This is a genomic window from Empedobacter sp. UBA6305, assembly GCF_002440405.1.
Classification (GTDB): domain Bacteria; phylum Bacteroidota; class Bacteroidia; order Flavobacteriales; family Weeksellaceae; genus Empedobacter; species Empedobacter falsenii_B.
In genome coordinates, this window is record NZ_DJTP01000041.1 from 87,084 (window position 1) to 104,421 (window position 17,338).

Below are 17,338 nucleotides of genomic sequence, written 5' to 3' on the forward strand. Positions count from 1 at the left end.
ATCAAATTAAAAAGTACCTCAGGCGGGACTTGAACCCGCACGTCCTAATGGACACAGGATTTTAAGTCCTGCGTGTCTACCAATTCCACCACCAAGGCAAAATTTGATTTTTGAATTTAATATTTCAAAGAGCGGGAAACGAGACTCGAACTCGCAACATTCAGCTTGGAAGGCTGACGCTCTACCAATTGAGCTATTCCCGCGTTGTGAGTGCAAATATAAGGTCATTAATATTACTTTTGCAAGTGTTTTTCGAATAAATTTTACAACTTTTTTCTAATAAATTAATTTTGAAATATTTGACTTGTTGATTTTTTTTGAGAAATTAGGGAATTGAATTATTTTATGGAGAAATTATTTATTTTTTGTGGTGTTTTTCTTCTTGTGATGAGTTGTAATTCTAAGAAAAAGTTTGAATCAGATAAATGGATTCCTTTTGAGGAAGGAGTTTACGGACAAAATTATCGTTATAAGATGTTGGATGATTTGGTTAATAATGTTTTAAAATTTGATTCATATAATTCAAATGGAACTTCAAAAAATGAGGTTTATAAATTGATTGGTAAGCCTGATGAAATTTTAGATAAAATGGAGGTTTATTTAATTCAAGAAAAAATTGGTAAAATTGATCAAAATGGAGAAATTAAACTTTATTTAAAATATAGTGATAATTTGACGTTGAATTATTGGAAAATACAAGAAACAACTTACAAAGAATAAATTATGAAAATCCCTACAATTTATGGTATTATAGAACGTAGAATGTTAATCAATTTTTGTGTAGAATCACACTATATTGAGACGATTTTACCTCAACCTTTTCGTCCAAAATTGTACAAAGGAAAAGCAATTGCTGGAATCTGTTTGATTCGATTAAAAGATATAAAACCAAAAGGTTTACCTGATTTTGTAGGAGTGAATTCTGAAAATGCAGCGCATCGAATCGCGGTTGAATGGGAAGAAAATGGTGTGACAAAAGAAGGTGTATATATCCCGATGAGAGATACTTCTCTAAAATTGAATACGCTTGTTGGTGGTCGAGTTTTTCCTGGGAAACATTATTTTGCGAAGTTTAATGTTATAGAAGAAAACGATAATTATCATTTAGATTTCACGAGTTCTGACGATACACGAATTGAAATTGATGCAAAAAAATCTGTTGAATTTAATTCGAATTCGATTTTCGAAACGTTGAATGAAGTTTCAAAATTCTTCGAGAATGGTTCTGTCGGTTATTCTCCAAATGGAAATAATTTTGAAGGTCTAAAACTCGAAACCTATAATTGGGGAGTAGAACCTTTGGAAGTTTTACATGTGAAATCAAGTTTTTTTGAAAATGAAACAATCTTTCTAAAAGGTTCTGTTCAGTTTGATAACGCAATTCTGATGACCAATAACGAACATGAATGGAAGTCGTTAGAAAAGATAAAATGTTTGTAGTTTATTCTTTGCTCAAAATAAAATCTTCCTCATTTGTTTTTCCTAAATTAAACTGAAACATTTCACCATAATTTATAGGTATTTTGAATGCATTTTTGATTGGTATTTGCAACAAATAACACCACATCAAACGGATGATTCCACCATGTGCAACAATCAGCACTTTTTCGTGTTGAGCATTTCGTAACTCGTCCATAAAATCAAAAAGTCGCGTAGAAATATCTTGCATTGATTCGCCGTTTGGTGTTTTAGTTTCGACAAAATCGGCGTACCAAGGTTCTATTTCTTCCGAAGGAATTTCGTTCCACGATTTCATTTCCCAATCTCCAAAATTGAATTCTTTTAATCGTTCATCAAAAATAATTTCATTCGAGAAAGTTTCTGCTAATCGTTGACAGCGACTCAGTGGACTTGAAAAAATTATCTCAAAGTCGTTTTCGATCTTAGTATGAATTTGTACTACTTCTTGATGAAAAGTATCAGCTAATTCCACATCAGTTTGTCCGTAACAAACCGATGAAGGAACATTAACTTTTGTATGTCGAATTACAGAAACTTGCATAGAATTAAAACGCCAAGATAAAACAAAACTTCGGTAACTTGTTGCACAGTTCCCAAGCAATCGCCTGTATATCCACCAATATATTTTTTGAAATACCAGCCCAAATAAACTTTTCCTATGTAACAAAGTGGTAATATCAACAAGAATTTCCATTCGCCAAAAACAATAAAAGGCACAAGACAGAAAAGAAAACTAATGATAAGATTTTTTATTGGAAGTGCTTTATTTGCCATCGGTTTTGATTTACTTTTGTCGATATCTGTCACATATTCGTGTGTATAAATCATCATTCCAGAAAAAAAGCGACTAACCGAATGTGCTGCAATCAAGCTGAAAATTATCAACCAAAAATTATTTTCTGCAATATGTTGAAGTGATGTGAATTTCAATAACAACAATAAGATAACACCAATTACACCATAAGCTCCAATTCGGCTATCTTTCATAATTGTCAAGATTTTTTCTTTGCCATAACCACCTCCAAAACTATCGCAAACATCGGTGAAACCATCTTCGTGAAAGGCTCCAGTCAACAAAACGCTTGTAATCATTGTGATAATAATGGCGATATCAATAGGTAAAATAAATTGACAAATCATATAAATCAATGCATTAAAAGCGCCAACCAATAAACCAATCGCTGCATAGTATTTCTGTGATTGATTCATGATTTCGTTGCTATATGGAATTTTGAACGGAATCGGAATTCGCGTAAAAAACATCAATGCGGTTAAAAAATAAGTGATTTCTTTTTTTAGCATTTCACTTTAGTTTCTTTGTTACTCACGCCTGCAGAGTCGAAACTCGCCATATCATTGTAGAAATTTACCGCACTTTTGATAATTGGATAAGCCAACGCACACCCCGTTCCTTCACCAACTCGCAAATTGATGTTCAGAATTGGTTCTTCGTTGAAATAATTTAATAAATATTGATGTCCAGATTCATCACTTTGATGACAGAAAATTGTATTGTTTAAAATTTCTGGATTTAATTTAGACGCAACCAAAATCGCAGACGAAGCAATATATCCATCAATCATCAACAACATATTATGTTCATAAGCAGATAACATTGCAGCTGTCATTTGAGCAACTTCAAAACCTCCAAAAGTGGCTAAAATTTCTTTTGGATCAGTAATTTTCCCATGTGTATTCTTCGCTTCATTTAGAATATTGATTTTATTTTGTAATTGCTCATCATTCAAACCTGTTCCACGTCCTACACATTGTTCAAGCGGTAAATCGGTTAAATAGTGTACAAGCATCGATGCAGAAGAAGTGTTCCCAATTCCCATTTCGCCAAAACCAATAATATTTGTTCCATTTTGAGCGATTTCGTTCACAATTGTCTTCGAATAATCAAAACATTGTTCCAATTGATCTAAGGTCATTGCAGGTTCGTGCAAGAAATTTTTGGTTGATTTGGCTACTTTACAATTTTTCAAAACCGAATAATCCTCGAAATCATAATTTACACCAGCGTCAACAATCGTTAAATTAATCTCATTTTGATTACAAAAAACATTAATAGCTGCTCCATTATTTAGGAAATTTAAAACCATTTGAGGCGTAACTTCTGCTGGATACGCACTAACACCAGATTGTGCAATTCCGTGATCGCTTGCGAAAACGATTAGATGAGGTTTTATTAATTCTAAATGATTTTTTTGCTGAACCAAACCAATTTTAAGTGCGATTTTTTCTAATAAACCTAAAGCTCCAAGCGGTTTTGTTTTAAGATCAATAATGTGTTGAATTTCTTCTTTTTGCATTTTATACTAAACTAAATTTTAATAAAAAAATGCTTTCGAAATCAAGTGCAATCAATTCAACAAATAATAAAATATATGTAGTTTTGATTGAGCTTCAATCGCGAAAGCATCATCTAAAAAGTGGTCTGGCTTATAGTTTTTCTCTACTTACAGTTGCGCGACAGCTCGAGATTTGCACTCGATTCCCTTTTGTGCAAGCAAGGTAATAAATTATTTTTCTGGGTCAAAATTTTCATCAATCACTATATCTCCCATCAAAACAACTTGCTCTTCAAAATCAGAAGTGTTTAAATTAACTTTATTCGGAAAATTTTTAAATGAATAAGATTTATAAACTTCTGAATTTATTTCATTTGAAGCTAATCTTAGGTTAAGTTCAGTATTTTTCAAGGTCTCAAATTGTATTGTATATTCCTCGCCAATATTTAATTTACTTTCTACTAATTCATCATTAATTAACAAACGATATGTTTTGATCTCTAAGTTAGAATTTCCAAAATTAACTTTTATTTTGAATTTTATTTTTTCTTTTTGAATCTAATCATTTTTTGCAACTAAAGGTTCTGTACAATTTGGTTTATCCTGTCCATTTGTACATGAATTTAATAACCCAAAAGCAGAAAAAATCATGACATTAGAAATCGTTTTCTTAAAAAGATTTTGACCTAATTGACTTGGATGAAAAATACCACAATGAACGTTGCTTTTCTGAAATTCATTCGAAATTTCGTCATTTGTCAAATTAGAAAAGTCAGTGATTTTATGTTGACATTTTGCACAGAAATTTTCGTTTGTTAATTTCTCTTTGCAAGGAATTGGAATTGTGATTTTCATATTTTTTAAAGTTTAGATTTATAATAGAGATGATTTTATGAATAAAAAGGTTGATTTTATTTTTAGAAATAATAGATTTAGAATATTTGGATTTATGTAGTATCTTTAACCACCTCTACTTACCTTTTAAATAAGATCAATTTTTAATGGAAAATTTTCCCATCCCAACGAACGAAAAGCAAAGATTGCAAGCGGTTTACGATTATAATTTACAAGCGCATGATAAAGACGAAGAATTAGAAGTTTTTGCAAATGCTGCGAGTTTGATTTGTAATGCGCCAATTGCGTTAGTTTCTGTTTTTGATGAAAACTATCAAGTGATTAAAGCAAATTGTGGAATCGAGGTAGATATTGTTCCGCGTCAACAAACAATATGTCAATTTTCTTTGGTAGAAAATGAAATTTTGGTGATTGATGATGTGACGAAATTTGAACCTGCAAAAAATATTGCTGGTGTAAAAGCTGCAAATATTCAGTTCTATGCTGGTGTTCCGTTGATTGATGACAATGGGAATGCGTTGGGAACATTATGTGTAAACGACCATTATCCAAGAACGTTGGACGAAAAACAACGTAATTTATTGATTCAACTTGGGAAAAATATTACCAAATTATTGGTGAGTAAAAAGCGCAAAAAAGATGCGGCTTACTTTCAAAATATCTATAAAATATCTAATAATCTGATTGGAGTTGCTGATATTAATGGTGTTTTAAAATCTATAAATCCTGCTTTCAAAGAGGTTTTGGGGATGAAAAAAGAATTTCCTATTGTAGAAAGAAATTTTATAGATTTTGTTGCTGAAAAGGATAAAACGAAAGTCAATACCTATTTATCAAATCTTAAAAATAATACAGATTCTATCAATTTTAAATGTTTGATGTGTTCAATAGAAACGAAAGAAGAAAAAATGGTTGAATGGTATACTAAATTAAACACTTCGTATGATAACGAGATTTTCTTATTTGGACGAGATATTACACTTGAAAACTCTAAAAAGGAGGAACTAGAAAACAGTGAACGTAAGCTTAGAAATTTTTTCAATTCTTCGCTTGGTTTAATGACGATTCACGATTTGGATGGTAATATTTTATCCATTAACAAAAAAGGTTTAGAATTGATAGGTTATACTGAAGAAGAATCGAAAGATTTGGATCTTAAAAAATTAATCCCAAAATCTAATCAAAAAGAATATCAAATCTATATAGAGACGATTTTAAGTAAAAAGCAAGATTCTGGTTTAATGAGCTTGATTAAGAAAGATGGTTCGTTAACATATTGGTTATACAATAATATTTTGGACAAAGATAACGAAGGAAATCCTGTTGTAATGAGTACTGCAGTTGATATGACACAAAGGACTTTGTTGGAAAGAGATCTTAATCGTGTTCGTCAGTTACTAGATCATACGTACGAAGTTGCCAATGTTGGAGGTTGGAAATACGATTTAGTTAAGCAAGAATTAATTTGGACTGATATAACGAAAAAAATCCATGAAGTTGAACTAGATTATGAACCAAATGTAGAAACTTCACTCAATTTTTATGAAGCAAAAAGTAGTTATCCAAAAATAAAGAAAGCTTTTAGAGATGCGGTAGAAAAAGGAATCGGATATGATATGGAGTTGCAAATAGTTACCCAAAAAGGAAAAACAATTTGGGTAAGATGTAAAGGAATTCCAGAGTTCGTAAATGGAAAATGTGTTAGCGTTTTTGGAACTTTTCAGGATATTGATGAGAGAAAACGTTATACGTTAGAGTTGGCTCGACAAAAAGCTATTTTCGAAACATTTATTAATCATGTACCTGCATCTGTTGCAATGTTTGATAAGGATATGAATTATCTAACTTTGAGTAATCAATGGTGTGATGAATTTGTAGTAAAAAAGAAAAATGTGATCGGAAAATCTCATTATGAAATGTACAATGTTCCAGCAGAAAGAAAAGCGATTTATGACGCTTGTTTGCAAGGTGAAAGTTATTCGGATGAAGATATGATTTATCGCACACCAAAATATGATACGGATCAACACTATTCCTGGGCGATTCATCCGTGGTATATCAACAAAAAACAGATTGGTGGTCTGATTATGTTTTCGCAAAATATAACAGAATCTGTCAAGAAAAATAAAGAACTTAAAAAAGCCAAAAAGAATGCTGAACTCGCTAGTAAGGCAAAGTCTGAATTTTTAGCAAATATGAGTCACGAGATTCGAACACCTTTAAATGGTGTGATTGGTTTCTCTGATTTATTGTTGAAAACGCCACTTAATCCGACTCAAAAACAATATTTGAATTTTATTAATGATTCTGCAAATTCATTGTTGTCAATAATAAATGATATTTTAGATTTCTCTAAAATTGAATCGGGTCGAATGGATGTTTCGATAGAAAAAAATAATTTGTTCGAGTTAGGAAATCAAGTAATCAATGTGATTCTTTATCAAGCCGAAAACAAAAAAATTGAATTGTTGTTGAATATAGATAATAATTTACCTCAATTTATTTGGATTGATGAAGCTCGATTGAAACAAGTGCTAATTAATCTACTTGGAAACGCTGTGAAATTTACGGATAGTGGAGAAATAGAACTAAAAATTAGTCAAGTTGAACCAATTGTGAAAGGAGAAAAAGCAAAACTGAGATTCTCTGTTCGTGATACAGGAATTGGTATAAAACCAGAAAAACAAGCCAAGATTTTTGATGCATTTACACAAGAGGATAGTACTGTTAGTAAACGTTTCGGAGGAACAGGTTTAGGTTTAACAATTTCGAATAAATTATTAAATTATTTCGGAAGTCATCTAGAATTGCAAAGCGAAATAGATAAAGGTTCTACATTTTTCTTTGATTTAGAAGTTGATTACGAATATAATATTGAGCAACAATTTGATCATTTGGAAGAAATAAATCATGTGTTGATTGTAGATGATAATCAAAGTAATCAAATGATTTTGCAGCATATGTTGCAGTTCAAAAATATAACGTCTGATATTGCGAACAATGGAATGGAAGCGCTTCAGAAAGTTTTGAATGGCAATGTTTACGATGTTATTTTGATGGATTATCACATGCCAGTTTTAAATGGTTTAGAAACAATTCAGAAAATAAAAGAGTATTTTGTAACTAAGAATACAAAAATTCCTTTAGTATTATTGCATAGTTCTTCTGAGGATGAATATCTAATTCAGAAAGCAAAAGAATTGGGAATTACTTCGCGATTATTGAAACCAATTAAGTCTGAAGAATTGTTTGATACGCTGCGTAAAACGATTATTGATTCGAAAGAAATTCAAACCATAGAAATTGAAAATCAAGAAGAAATTTCGCAAGATTTTTCGAAACAATTTCATATTTTAATTGCTGATGATAATTTAGTTAATATGGCTTTAAATCAGCAGATTATCAAAAATATTGCACCAAATTCTATTTTGTATACGGCTGCGAATGGAGCGGAAGCCGTATCAATTTGTCAAGAAAATAAGATTGATTTAATTTTGATGGATATTCAAATGCCAGAAATGAATGGTATTGAAGCAACTAAGGTTATTCGTTTATTAAACAATTTTCAAGAAACTCCGATTATTGCAGTGACAGCGGGAAATGTAAAAGGCGAAAAGGAAAAATGTCTTAATGCTGGATTGAATGATTTCTTAGCAAAACCAATTCGAGAAAAAGATATTTTTGATGTACTAGAAAAATGGTTAGACTTTTCCCAATATGAAAAGATTGAAACCAATGATTTTGGAAATCACCTTGATCTTTCGATGATAAATAATTATACGAAAGACGACGAATCGTTTAGAAAAATGTTTATAGAAATAATTATTAATGAGTTAGAAAAATCTGTACAAGAATTTGAAACTTATTTCAACAAACAAAATTTAGAAGGATTAAATCAATTAGGTCATAAAGTAAAAGGAACAGCAAAAACTGCAGGACTTACAATTTTGGCTGATTTAACCGAACAAATAGAAAAATCAACTTCGATCAATTACCTACAAGAAAACCAGCTGATTATTAAAGTAAAAACCGAAATAGAATTAGTTATTAACTATTTAAAAAATATTTAAAAACCAATATTATGCAGATTTTAATTGCCGAAGACGATGAATTGATTTTAAAAACAATTGAACACAAACTGAAAAAAGAAGGTTACAAAGTTGTTTTAACACGAAATGGAAAAGAAGCAATCAGTAAGATTGAGAATGAAGATATTGATTTGATTATTACAGATATTATGATGCCTTTTGCGTCTGGTTTGGAGATTATTAGTGCTGTTAGAAAAAGTAAAAATTCCGAAACACCAATGATTATTTTGTCTTCTTTAGGGCAAGAAGATGTAGTGGTGGAAGCATTTAATTTGGGTGCAAATGATTTTATGGTGAAACCATTTAGCCCTATTGAATTGTCTGTTCGCGTGAAGAAATTATTAAAATAAAAGCATGATTATCCTACAAATTATAACCTATACCGAGTTAATCGTAGGAATTTATATTCTACTTATTTTACTTTTTTTGACAATTATTTATACGTTATTGACAAGTATAATTGAATATAAAATCATTACAAAGAAAAATAAGTGGAATGCGATTATTGATAAAGAAATTTATGAAACAATTTTGGATGATCAATCCAATTCGAATACTGACTTTAATGATTATTTGAAATCAAGTTCATTCAAACATTATTTTATTAAAAAATTACTAAAAGCGGAACAAAATTTTTCTGGAAATTCAAAAGAAAGTATTCAAAATTTATTTGACCATTATGAATTAAAAAAAATATCCTTACAGAAATTAAATAGTCAAAAAAATCATGAAATAGCCGAGGCAATACAAGAAGTTACGACGATGAATCATGTTGAAACTTTACCAAAAATCAAAAGTATGTTACAACATAAAAATGATTTAGTACGATCTGAAGCGCAATATGGTTTAACGAAATTTGCTGGTTTCGAAGGTTTATATTTTTTGGATAATTTACAAGAGCAATTGACGGATTGGCAACAGTTGAAATTGTTGGATGCAATTACAATTTTACCAAATCTTGATGAGGTTGATAAGATAATTTCAAATTGGTTAAAATCACCTAATCAAAGTGTGAAAATTCTAACAATGAAATTAATTCGCAAGTTTCAATTGTTGCAAATGCACGATTTGGTTGCAGATAATTTGCACGATTCTGATGAAAAAGTTGTGGAAGAAACGATTAAAACATTAGTCAGAATCGAAGATGACTCAACCTCAAAGCTATTGATTGAGCAATATGAAACGTGTAACGAAAAGTTTCAAATTCAAATTTTAAAAGCTTTAGAAAAAATCTCAAATCCAGAAAATAACACATTCTTAGAAACTCAAGCAAAGGAAAATCCTTCATTTTCTGTCAAAAAAGCAAGTGTAAAAGCCTTAAATAATTGTTGTTCAAAAACCGATTTACAAAAACTTGCACACCAATCAAACTCTCCTGAATTAAAACAAATTATTAATCAAATTATCCAAGAAAACTAATCATGAATTGGCTAGAAACGGCTTTCGATTTTTTTATTTACGGCTTCCTTTTTTATTCAATCCTATTAATTTTAGTCTACGGATGGATAGGTTTTTATGCAAAAGGAGCGATAAAAATGTATATCCGAAAAAACAGTTTTACGGATTATTCGCTTATTGCAACATCGCCAAATGCGCCTACTTTTAGCCTTATTGCGCCCGCTTATAACGAAGGTGCAACGATTGTGGAGAATGTGCGTTCGTTGTTGTCGTTGTATTACAATCAGCTCGAAATTATTATTGTAAATGATGGTTCCAAAGATGATTCGTTGCAACGATTAATTGAAGCGTATGATTTGATTAAAATTGATTATTTCGTTGAAGGAAACATCGAAACGAAACCAATTAATGCAATTTATAAAAGTACCAATCCAGTTTTCAAAAAATTAATTATTGTTGACAAAGTAAATGGAGGAAAATCGGATGCGTTAAATGTCGGAATTAATATTGCAACAAACGATTATATTGTTTGTATTGATGTCGATTGTATTTTAGAACAAGATGCGATTCTGAAGCTTGCGAAACCTTTTATGGATGAAGCAAAAGCAAAAGTAATTGCATGTGGAGGCGTAATTCTTTTGGCGAATAATTGTACCATTGTTGACGGAAAAATTGTCGATGTTAATTTGCCTAAAACTCGTTTAGGAAGAGCACAAGCGTTAGAATATATTCGTGCATTTCTTTTGGGAAGAATGGCGTGGTCGCGCGCCAATGGTTTGATGCTGATTTCGGGTGCTTTTGGTGCTTTTGATCGTGAAATTGTACTCCAGTGTGGCGGTTACGATCACGATACAGTTGGTGAAGATATGGAGCTTGTTGTGCGAATGCGACGTTATATGCACGAGCAAAAATTGGCCTATAAAGTAGTAAATATTCCCGATCCGCTTTGTTGGACAGAAGTACCAGAAAATAAAGAAATTTTAACCAAACAGCGTAATCGTTGGATGCGTGGAACGATAGAAACATTGTGGAAGCATCGTATTTTATTTTTCAATCCGAAATATGGAAAACTTGGAATGATGAGTTATCCGTATTGGTTTTTCTTCGAATTTTTAGGACCGATTATCGAATATATTGGTTGGATCATTTTCGTAGTTTTATTCTTTTTAGGATTTATTAATTGGCATATTTTCTTTCCTTTGATGGCTTTTGTATTGCTTTATGGAATTTTATATTCGATTTATGCTATTCTGATTGATTTGATGACGTACAATGTTTATCACAAAAAAGGGGATATTCCGAAATTATTTTTTACGGCGTTTATAGAGCCGTTTACATTTCATCCGTTTGTTGTGATGGCAGGCGTGAAAGGGGTGAAGGATTTCTTTCTCAAAAATAATTCGTGGGGAGAAATGACGCGACAAGGTTTTGGAGGAAATCAAGCGAAAGAATTATCTATTTGGCAAAAACTGAAACTTGGATTTATTAATTTAGTTCAGCAAACTACGTTTATTTCACTGATATATTTTTTAATTTTTGGATTGTCATCAATTCTTGAATTTTATCTTTATCAAGAAAATCTTACAACAACTTCTAATCAAACTTTATTTTTTGATTTATTCGTACATAATATCGATTTTGCTTTAGATAGTATTTTTGTGGTAAGTTTTGCATATTTTTTACTGCAATTTTATTCGATAAGTTGGGCAAAAAAATGGATCATTTTTGCGTATTCTTTTTTAATCATTTCAAATATTTTATTGATTAAATATTTTGAAACAACACTCAATTTATTAGGTTCAGATTTGTTTTCTTATACGTTCGAAGAATTGAAATTAATTATTGGAGCATCAGGTGTTGTCAATACAATAAGTATCCTTTTATCAATTGCTGTAATTGCTATTTTAACAACGATATTTATTTACAGTTATAGATTAAAAATTAACCAAAAAATTCTTCAATTACCATTAATAATTTTGAGTTTTTTATCGCTTATTGTTCCAATTAATTTGGATTTAAAAAGTTCTCAAAATGATGAGTTTTCATCTAATCTAATTTTGAGTAAATCGTCTTATTTTTTCTCAAACTCGATTGAACAATATGCAGAAGATAAACTTTCGGAAATTGATTTTTTAAATTCAAATTCGAGTTCAAATAATGAAGATAATCGACATTATTTTGATAAAATTAATTATCCATTTTTGTATCAAGATGAGAACAAAAATTTCTTCGCGGATCAATTTAATTTAACAACAGAAAAACCGAATGTTGTTTTTATTGTGATTGAAGGTTTGGGACGAGCTTTTAGTAACGAAAGTGCATATTTAGGTTCTTTTACACCATATATTGATAAGCTTTCGAAAAAGAGTTTGTATTGGGAAAATGGATTAAGTACGACGGGAAGAACATATGGAGTTTTACCTGGATTGACGGGGTCTTTGCCATTTGCTGAAAATGGTTTTATGGAACAAAAGAGTTTACCTCAACATTACAATTTGTATAATTTGTTGAAAAGTAATGGTTATAAAACGGGGTATTTTTACGGTGGCGATGTTGATTTCGATTTTATGTCAAAATACTTGAATTATTCGGGTGTTGAAACAATTATTGATGAAAATGATTACGAAAATAATTATGCAAAAATTCCGTCGAATAATGGATTTTCTTGGGGATTTGACGATCATTCAGTGTTTAAAAAATATTTAGCAACGCAAAAAGAAAATAATCAACCATATTTTAATGTTTTGATGACGTTAGCGACGCATAGTCCTTTCTTAATAAACAATGTTGAGAAATATAATAAACAGTTTGAAACGTTGATTAAATCTCGAAATTATGATGCGACAACTTTGACGACAGTAAAAAAATATAAACAACAATTGGTGACTTTTTTGATTGTTGATGAAGCTGTAAAAAACTTTTTCGAAGCTTATCAAAAACGTTCAGATTTTAATCAAACTATTTTTGTGATTACTGGAGATCATCGAATGCCAGAAGTACCGATGGAAACAAAGATTGATCGTTTTCATGTTCCGATTATTGTCTATTCTCCTTTGTTAAAGTCACCGAAAAAGATGTCAAATATTGTGACGCATTTTGATATTGCACCAACTTTTGTGACATATTTTAGAGATTCGTATAAACTGAAATTACCGAATTATGTGACTTGGATGGGACAAAATTTAGAAAACGGTAAAGTGAATTACAGAAAACAAGGTGTTCCGTTAATGCAGAATAAAAATATTTTAGACGATTATGTTTTTCAAAATTATCATTTGTCAGGAGGGAAGTTATATCGAATTGAAAAGAATTTAACAGAAGATGTTGAACAAAATTCGAAGATGGAAACAGAGTTGAAAAATCGATTGAAAAGCTTTAAAACAAAAAACCATTCTTTGAAAAATACTCAAAAAATGGTTCCTGATTCTATATTTAACCGTTATATCAATTAGAATTTTCGGCTGTACGAAACGCTTACATCAAATTGATTTCCTTTTTGATTTGGACGATATTCTTGATTGTAATAATTTGCACCAATTGAAATTAAGTTTAATTCATTGATCGAACAATTATAATCTGCTCCAATTTTGAAAGACTTCAGTTTGTAAGTTGTATCTTCTAAAAGATTGTTGTTAAAATCCTCTGGTGAAATTCCTGTACCAATAGCTAAGCTTAAATAATTGTTTGCATCGCCTGTATAATAACGAGTTGTGAATGTATACGAATGCGAAATATTGTTGTTGCTTGGCGTTACAAATGCACGTAAATTGAACCAATAATTTTTATAATATTTACTGATAGATCCAGTAAACATCCAAACATCATCCGAAAAATGAAGTTGACGATAACCTAATTCAGCTTCGAAACTTTTAGGTAAATTAGCGTAAAGAGAGGCTCCTGTGCGATATTTAGGAAAAATTCCGTCACTATCCGAATATCCACCGCCAACGTACATGTAAAATGTCTTAGAAAGTCTTGGATAAGCTTCTACTTCATATTGAACACCGTTATCTTTAAACTTGTTTGCGTAATTCACTTTAAAAATCAATGAACCAAGCGAAGTTTGTCTTTTATAACTTACCGAAACTTGATGCCAATCATCTGCAAATTGTTTGTCAAAATGCGAGTAATTGTAATTAACACCAATTGCGTTTTTAGTATTATTGATTTCGATTCGATTTGCTAATTCGCGTGCTTCTGTATTTTTAGGGTTAATTGCTAATAATTCTTTGATTGTTTTTGAAGCTTCTTTATAAGAATTGTTCCAATTAAGAACTTTAGCTTTTAACAGCAATAGTTCTTCATTTTTAGGATATTTAATTAATCCACGATCAATAATAGAAACAGCTTCTTTATAATTATCATTCCAATATTCAAGTGACGTGTAGGCTAAATAGAAATCGGGAGAGGGATCCATGTTTTTTTCGACATTCTGAAAAACTTTTCTCGCTTCTTCGGTTTCATCATTCCAAGTATATATTCGTCCCAAAAAAACAGCGATATCTGCATATTCTGGCGATTGATCTAAAGCCTGTAATGCAAGTTTCTTGGCAGTTGTATAATCTTTTTCTTCAAAAGCTTTGTGACGTGCTTCTTGAAATAAATCATCCGAACTTTTAAATTCCTGGCTATACGAAAATAAAGGTAAAAAGGTAAGAGCAAAGAGTGTCTTTCTTAGAAATGATTTTTGAATCATATGGTAAAAACGTGTTTTTTATGAGTATAAAGATATGATTATTTAGAGCATAAAAAAAGCTCAAGAAAATAAATTCTTGAACTTTGTTGTACCTCAGGCGGGACTTGAACCCGCACGTCCTAATGGACACAGGATTTTAAGTCCTGCGTGTCTACCAATTCCACCACCAAGGCATCCACTTCTAAGAAAGAAGTTAGAGCGGGAAACGGGACTCGAACCCGCAACATTCAGCTTGGAAGGCTGACGCTCTACCAATTGAGCTATTCCCGCGTGTAAATTGTAAAAATCAAATTAAAAAGTACCTCAGGCGGGACTTGAACCCGCACGTCCTAATGGACACAGGATTTTAAGTCCTGCGTGTCTACCAATTCCACCACCAAGGCAAAATTTGATTTTTATGAATTTTTATATTTCAAAGAGCGGGAAACGGGGCTCGAACCCGCGACCTCAACCTTGGCAAGGTTGCGCTCTACCAGCTGAGCTATTCTCGCGATTGGAGTGCAAATATATAAAATCAATTTCTAATAATCCAAATCAAATTTGAATAAAATTTTAAAAAAATATTTGCACTTATTTTAATTAGTTGATAGGCATTAACATATCAGCTACTTCTTTTATTTTATCTTTCATCTTTTTACGATGAACGATCATATCAACGAAGCCTTTTTCTAATAAAAATTCAGAAGTTTGGAATCCTTCTGGTAAATCTCTACCAATAGTTTCTTTGATAACACGTGGTCCAGCGAATCCAATTAATGCTCCTGGCTCTGCCATGATAACGTCACCAATTGATCCGAAAGATGCTGTAATTCCTCCAAAAGATGGATTTGTTAAGATTGTAATATAAGGAATGTTGTTATCTGCTAATTGAATTAATTTAGCTTCTACTTTAGCTAATTGCATCAACGAAATTGCAGCTTCCATCATACGTGCACCACCAGATTGTGTAATAATTACGAATGGAGTTTTGTTTTTGATAGAATAATCAATTGCACGTGCAATTTTTTCTCCCATTACAGATCCTAAAGAACCTCCAATAAATTTGAAATCCATACAAGAAATTGTAATGTCACGTCCATGAATTTTTCCAGTCGCATTGCGAATAGAATCTGTCATTCCCGTTTTCTTTTTAATCTCTTTTAAACGATCTTTATAAGGTTTTGTATCTGTCCAATTTAATGGGTCTTTACTTTCTACTTTTGTATCTAATTCTGTGAATTTACTATCATCAAATAAGATATCGAAGTATTCTTGAGAACCAATTTGTACGTGATGATCATCCTCTGGACTTACATACGCATTTGCTTTTAGTTCTTCAGTTTCAATAATTTTTCCTGATGGTGTTTTGTACCATAAGCCTTTTTTAACGTCTTTTTTAGACTCAGTAGGCGTTGTAATATTTTTCTTGCTTCTAATAAACCAAGGCATATTCTCTGTTTTTATTTGGGTAAGAATAATCTTAGTGAAAAGATTATCCTAAAGTATTAACATTATTTAAATCGTGAAAAGCTTGAATTAATCTGTCTTTGAAAGTAACTTCTCCAGCTCTTAACCACACGCGTGGATCATAATATTTTTTGTTAGGAGATTCTGGACCTTCAGGATTTCCAATTTGTCCTTGTAAATAAGCTGCATTTTCGTCAAAATATTTACGAATTCCTTCCATAAATGCATATTGTAAATCTGTATCAATGTTCATTTTGATAACTCCGTAGCTAATTGCTTCTCTAATTTCTTCTAACGTAGAACCAGAACCTCCGTGGAATACGAAGTTTACAGCGTTGTCTACACCATACTTTTCGTTGATGTATTTTTGAGAGTTATCTAAAATTTTTGGAGTCAATACAACATTTCCTGGTTTGTAAACACCGTGTACATTACCAAATGCTGCTGCAATCCAGAAATTATCAGAAATAGATTTTAAGTTTTCGTAAACGTAAGCAACTTCTTCTGGTTGAGTGTATAATAAAGAATTGTCAACATTAGAATTGTCAACACCATCTTCTTCTCCACCTGTAATACCTAATTCCATCTCCAAAGTCATTCCAACTTTAGACATTCTTTCTAAGTATCTTTTGCACTTTTCTACGTTTTCTTCTAAAGGCTCTTCAGATAAATCTAACATGTGAGAACTAAATAAAGTCTTTCCGAATTTATTAAAATGTTCTTCGTTAGCGTCCATAATTCCATCAATCCAAGGCAATAATTTTTTTGCACAGTGGTCTGTATGTAAAATTACAGTAGCTCCGTAAGACTCAGCTAAAGTGTGAATATGTTTTGCTCCCGCAATAGCACCTTTGATAGCAGAAAGTTGATTTTCTCCTTTTAATCCTTTTCCGGCATTAAAAGCAGCACCTCCGTTAGAAAATTGAATAATAACCGGAGAGTTTACTTCAACTGCAGCTTCCATTGCAGCGTTAATAGTATCTGAACCGATGACATTACACGCTGGTAAAGCGTATTGATTTGCTTTTGCATCATTGATAATGTCTTGAACTAATGAACCGGTAGCAACACCGGCAGGAAATTTTCTGCTCATTATGTTA

The 17,338-nt window shown here is 31.3% G+C and carries 14 protein-coding genes, 6 tRNA genes and 1 riboswitch; of the genes, 6 read left to right on the forward strand and 14 right to left on the reverse strand.

Annotated features, from left to right (window positions below; translation table 11 throughout):
• Positions 1–14 precede the first annotated feature (14 nt).
• Together B3M86_RS10010 and B3M86_RS10015 are read right to left on the reverse strand one after the other, a co-directional pair.
• Positions 15–98 (reverse strand) — tRNA-Leu (locus B3M86_RS10010).
• Between the two features lie 32 nt (positions 99–130).
• Positions 131–203, reverse strand: a tRNA-Gly gene (locus B3M86_RS10015).
• A gap of 142 nt (positions 204–345) precedes the next feature.
• Between B3M86_RS10015 and B3M86_RS10020 the strand changes: the two genes are divergently transcribed.
• Together B3M86_RS10020 and B3M86_RS10025 are read left to right on the forward strand one after the other, a co-directional pair.
• Positions 346–720, forward strand: coding sequence for a hypothetical protein (locus tag B3M86_RS10020; protein ID WP_125350484.1), 375 nt, complete (start codon positions 346–348; stop codon positions 718–720).
• A 3-nt stretch (positions 721–723) separates the two neighbouring features.
• Positions 724–1,440 carry a DUF2071 domain-containing protein gene (locus B3M86_RS10025; RefSeq protein ID WP_291075828.1) on the forward strand — a complete coding sequence of 239 codons (717 nt, stop codon included), beginning with the start codon at positions 724–726 and terminating at the stop codon, positions 1,438–1,440.
• A 1-nt stretch (position 1,441) separates the two neighbouring features.
• On the opposite strand, the gene cobC is transcribed toward B3M86_RS10025, so the two are convergent.
• From cobC to B3M86_RS10050, 5 genes are all read right to left on the reverse strand, one after another.
• The gene (cobC, locus tag B3M86_RS10030; protein WP_221854147.1) at positions 1,442–2,002 is read right to left on the reverse strand and encodes an alpha-ribazole phosphatase; all 561 of its coding nucleotides are present in this window, start codon (positions 2,000–2,002) and stop codon (positions 1,442–1,444) included.
• Positions 1,987–2,763 carry an adenosylcobinamide-GDP ribazoletransferase gene (locus tag B3M86_RS10035; RefSeq protein ID WP_221854148.1) on the reverse strand — a complete coding sequence of 259 codons (777 nt, stop codon included), beginning with the start codon at positions 2,761–2,763 and terminating at the stop codon, positions 1,987–1,989. The genes cobC and B3M86_RS10035 overlap by 16 nt, the downstream gene beginning before the upstream one ends.
• Positions 2,757–3,776 carry a nicotinate-nucleotide--dimethylbenzimidazole phosphoribosyltransferase gene (gene cobT / locus B3M86_RS10040; RefSeq protein ID WP_291047138.1) on the reverse strand — a complete coding sequence of 340 codons (1,020 nt, stop codon included), beginning with the start codon at positions 3,774–3,776 and terminating at the stop codon, positions 2,757–2,759. Before cobT ends, B3M86_RS10035 begins: the two co-directional genes overlap by 7 nt.
• Before the next feature lie 101 nt (positions 3,777–3,877).
• A riboswitch (cobalamin riboswitch) is annotated at positions 3,878–4,011 on the reverse strand.
• Complete coding sequence (locus B3M86_RS10045; RefSeq protein ID WP_291075827.1) at positions 3,987–4,238, reverse strand: hypothetical protein; 252 nt, start codon at positions 4,236–4,238, stop codon at positions 3,987–3,989. It overlaps the preceding riboswitch by 25 nt.
• 75 nt (positions 4,239–4,313) lie before the next feature.
• Positions 4,314–4,610 (reverse strand): hypothetical protein, encoded by a 297-nt coding sequence (locus B3M86_RS10050; protein WP_291075825.1) that lies wholly within the window; start codon positions 4,608–4,610, stop codon positions 4,314–4,316.
• A 146-nt stretch (positions 4,611–4,756) separates the two neighbouring features.
• Here B3M86_RS10050 and B3M86_RS10055 point away from each other — a divergent pair, with 146 nt between their 5' ends.
• The 4 genes from B3M86_RS10055 to B3M86_RS10070 are packed head-to-tail and all read left to right on the forward strand — an operon-like array spanning position 4,757 to position 13,548.
• The gene (locus tag B3M86_RS10055; RefSeq protein WP_291075823.1) at positions 4,757–8,680 is read left to right on the forward strand and encodes a response regulator; all 3,924 of its coding nucleotides are present in this window, start codon (positions 4,757–4,759) and stop codon (positions 8,678–8,680) included.
• An 11-nt stretch (positions 8,681–8,691) separates the two neighbouring features.
• Positions 8,692–9,048 carry a response regulator transcription factor gene (locus B3M86_RS10060; RefSeq protein ID WP_221854151.1) on the forward strand — a complete coding sequence of 119 codons (357 nt, stop codon included), beginning with the start codon at positions 8,692–8,694 and terminating at the stop codon, positions 9,046–9,048.
• A 4-nt stretch (positions 9,049–9,052) separates the two neighbouring features.
• Positions 9,053–10,117, forward strand: coding sequence for a HEAT repeat domain-containing protein (locus tag B3M86_RS10065; RefSeq protein ID WP_291052899.1), 1,065 nt, complete (start codon positions 9,053–9,055; stop codon positions 10,115–10,117).
• A 2-nt stretch (positions 10,118–10,119) separates the two neighbouring features.
• The gene (locus B3M86_RS10070) at positions 10,120–13,548 is read left to right on the forward strand and encodes a sulfatase-like hydrolase/transferase (RefSeq protein ID WP_291075821.1); all 3,429 of its coding nucleotides are present in this window, start codon (positions 10,120–10,122) and stop codon (positions 13,546–13,548) included.
• Here the strand turns inward: B3M86_RS10070 and B3M86_RS10075 are convergent.
• The 7 genes from B3M86_RS10075 to fbaA all read right to left on the reverse strand — a co-directional run bounded on the left by B3M86_RS10075 (position 13,545) and on the right by fbaA (position 17,331).
• Entirely contained in the window at positions 13,545–14,792 is a 1,248-nt protein-coding gene (locus B3M86_RS10075; RefSeq protein ID WP_291075819.1) for a YaiO family outer membrane beta-barrel protein, read from the reverse strand. The genes B3M86_RS10070 and B3M86_RS10075 overlap by 4 nt on opposite strands.
• An 89-nt stretch (positions 14,793–14,881) precedes the next feature.
• Positions 14,882–14,965 (reverse strand) — tRNA-Leu (locus B3M86_RS10080).
• Positions 14,966–14,989: 24 nt separating this feature from the next.
• Positions 14,990–15,062 (reverse strand) — tRNA-Gly (locus B3M86_RS10085).
• A gap of 29 nt (positions 15,063–15,091) precedes the next feature.
• Positions 15,092–15,175: transfer RNA gene (locus tag B3M86_RS10090), tRNA-Leu, on the reverse strand.
• 35 nt (positions 15,176–15,210) lie between these two features.
• Positions 15,211–15,283 (reverse strand) — tRNA-Gly (locus B3M86_RS10095).
• Positions 15,284–15,371: 88 nt separating this feature from the next.
• Positions 15,372–16,220 carry an acetyl-CoA carboxylase, carboxyltransferase subunit beta gene (accD, locus tag B3M86_RS10100; protein ID WP_115001651.1) on the reverse strand — a complete coding sequence of 283 codons (849 nt, stop codon included), beginning with the start codon at positions 16,218–16,220 and terminating at the stop codon, positions 15,372–15,374.
• Positions 16,221–16,263: 43 nt separating this feature from the next.
• A complete protein-coding gene (gene fbaA / locus B3M86_RS10105; RefSeq protein ID WP_219033712.1) occupies positions 16,264–17,331 on the reverse strand; it encodes a class II fructose-bisphosphate aldolase in 1,068 nt (355 codons plus the stop codon).
• Positions 17,332–17,338 lie beyond the last annotated feature (7 nt).

What these genes read in the sequence shown, in the direction of transcription:
- B3M86_RS10020 (WP_125350484.1), top strand. Translation starts at nt 346, where the DNA reads ATGGAGAAATTATTTATTTTTTGTGGTGTTTTTCTTCTTGTGATGAGT.
- B3M86_RS10025 (WP_291075828.1), top strand. Translation starts at nt 724, where the DNA reads ATGAAAATCCCTACAATTTATGGTATTATAGAACGTAGAATGTTAATC.
- cobC (WP_221854147.1), bottom strand. Translation starts at nt 2,002, where the DNA reads ATGCAAGTTTCTGTAATTCGACATACAAAAGTTAATGTTCCTTCATCG.
- B3M86_RS10035 (WP_221854148.1), bottom strand. Translation starts at nt 2,763, where the DNA reads ATGCTAAAAAAAGAAATCACTTATTTTTTAACCGCATTGATGTTTTTT.
- cobT (WP_291047138.1), bottom strand. Translation starts at nt 3,776, where the DNA reads ATGCAAAAAGAAGAAATTCAACACATTATTGATCTTAAAACAAAACCG.
- B3M86_RS10050 (WP_291075825.1), bottom strand. Translation starts at nt 4,610, where the DNA reads ATGAAAATCACAATTCCAATTCCTTGCAAAGAGAAATTAACAAACGAA.
- B3M86_RS10055 (WP_291075823.1), top strand. Translation starts at nt 4,757, where the DNA reads ATGGAAAATTTTCCCATCCCAACGAACGAAAAGCAAAGATTGCAAGCG.
- B3M86_RS10060 (WP_221854151.1), top strand. Translation starts at nt 8,692, where the DNA reads ATGCAGATTTTAATTGCCGAAGACGATGAATTGATTTTAAAAACAATT.
- B3M86_RS10065 (WP_291052899.1), top strand. Translation starts at nt 9,053, where the DNA reads ATGATTATCCTACAAATTATAACCTATACCGAGTTAATCGTAGGAATT.
- B3M86_RS10070 (WP_291075821.1), top strand. Translation starts at nt 10,120, where the DNA reads ATGAATTGGCTAGAAACGGCTTTCGATTTTTTTATTTACGGCTTCCTT.
- B3M86_RS10075 (WP_291075819.1), bottom strand. Translation starts at nt 14,792, where the DNA reads ATGATTCAAAAATCATTTCTAAGAAAGACACTCTTTGCTCTTACCTTT.
- accD (WP_115001651.1), bottom strand. Translation starts at nt 16,220, where the DNA reads ATGCCTTGGTTTATTAGAAGCAAGAAAAATATTACAACGCCTACTGAG.
- fbaA (WP_219033712.1), bottom strand. Translation starts at nt 17,331, where the DNA reads ATGAGCAGAAAATTTCCTGCCGGTGTTGCTACCGGTTCATTAGTTCAA.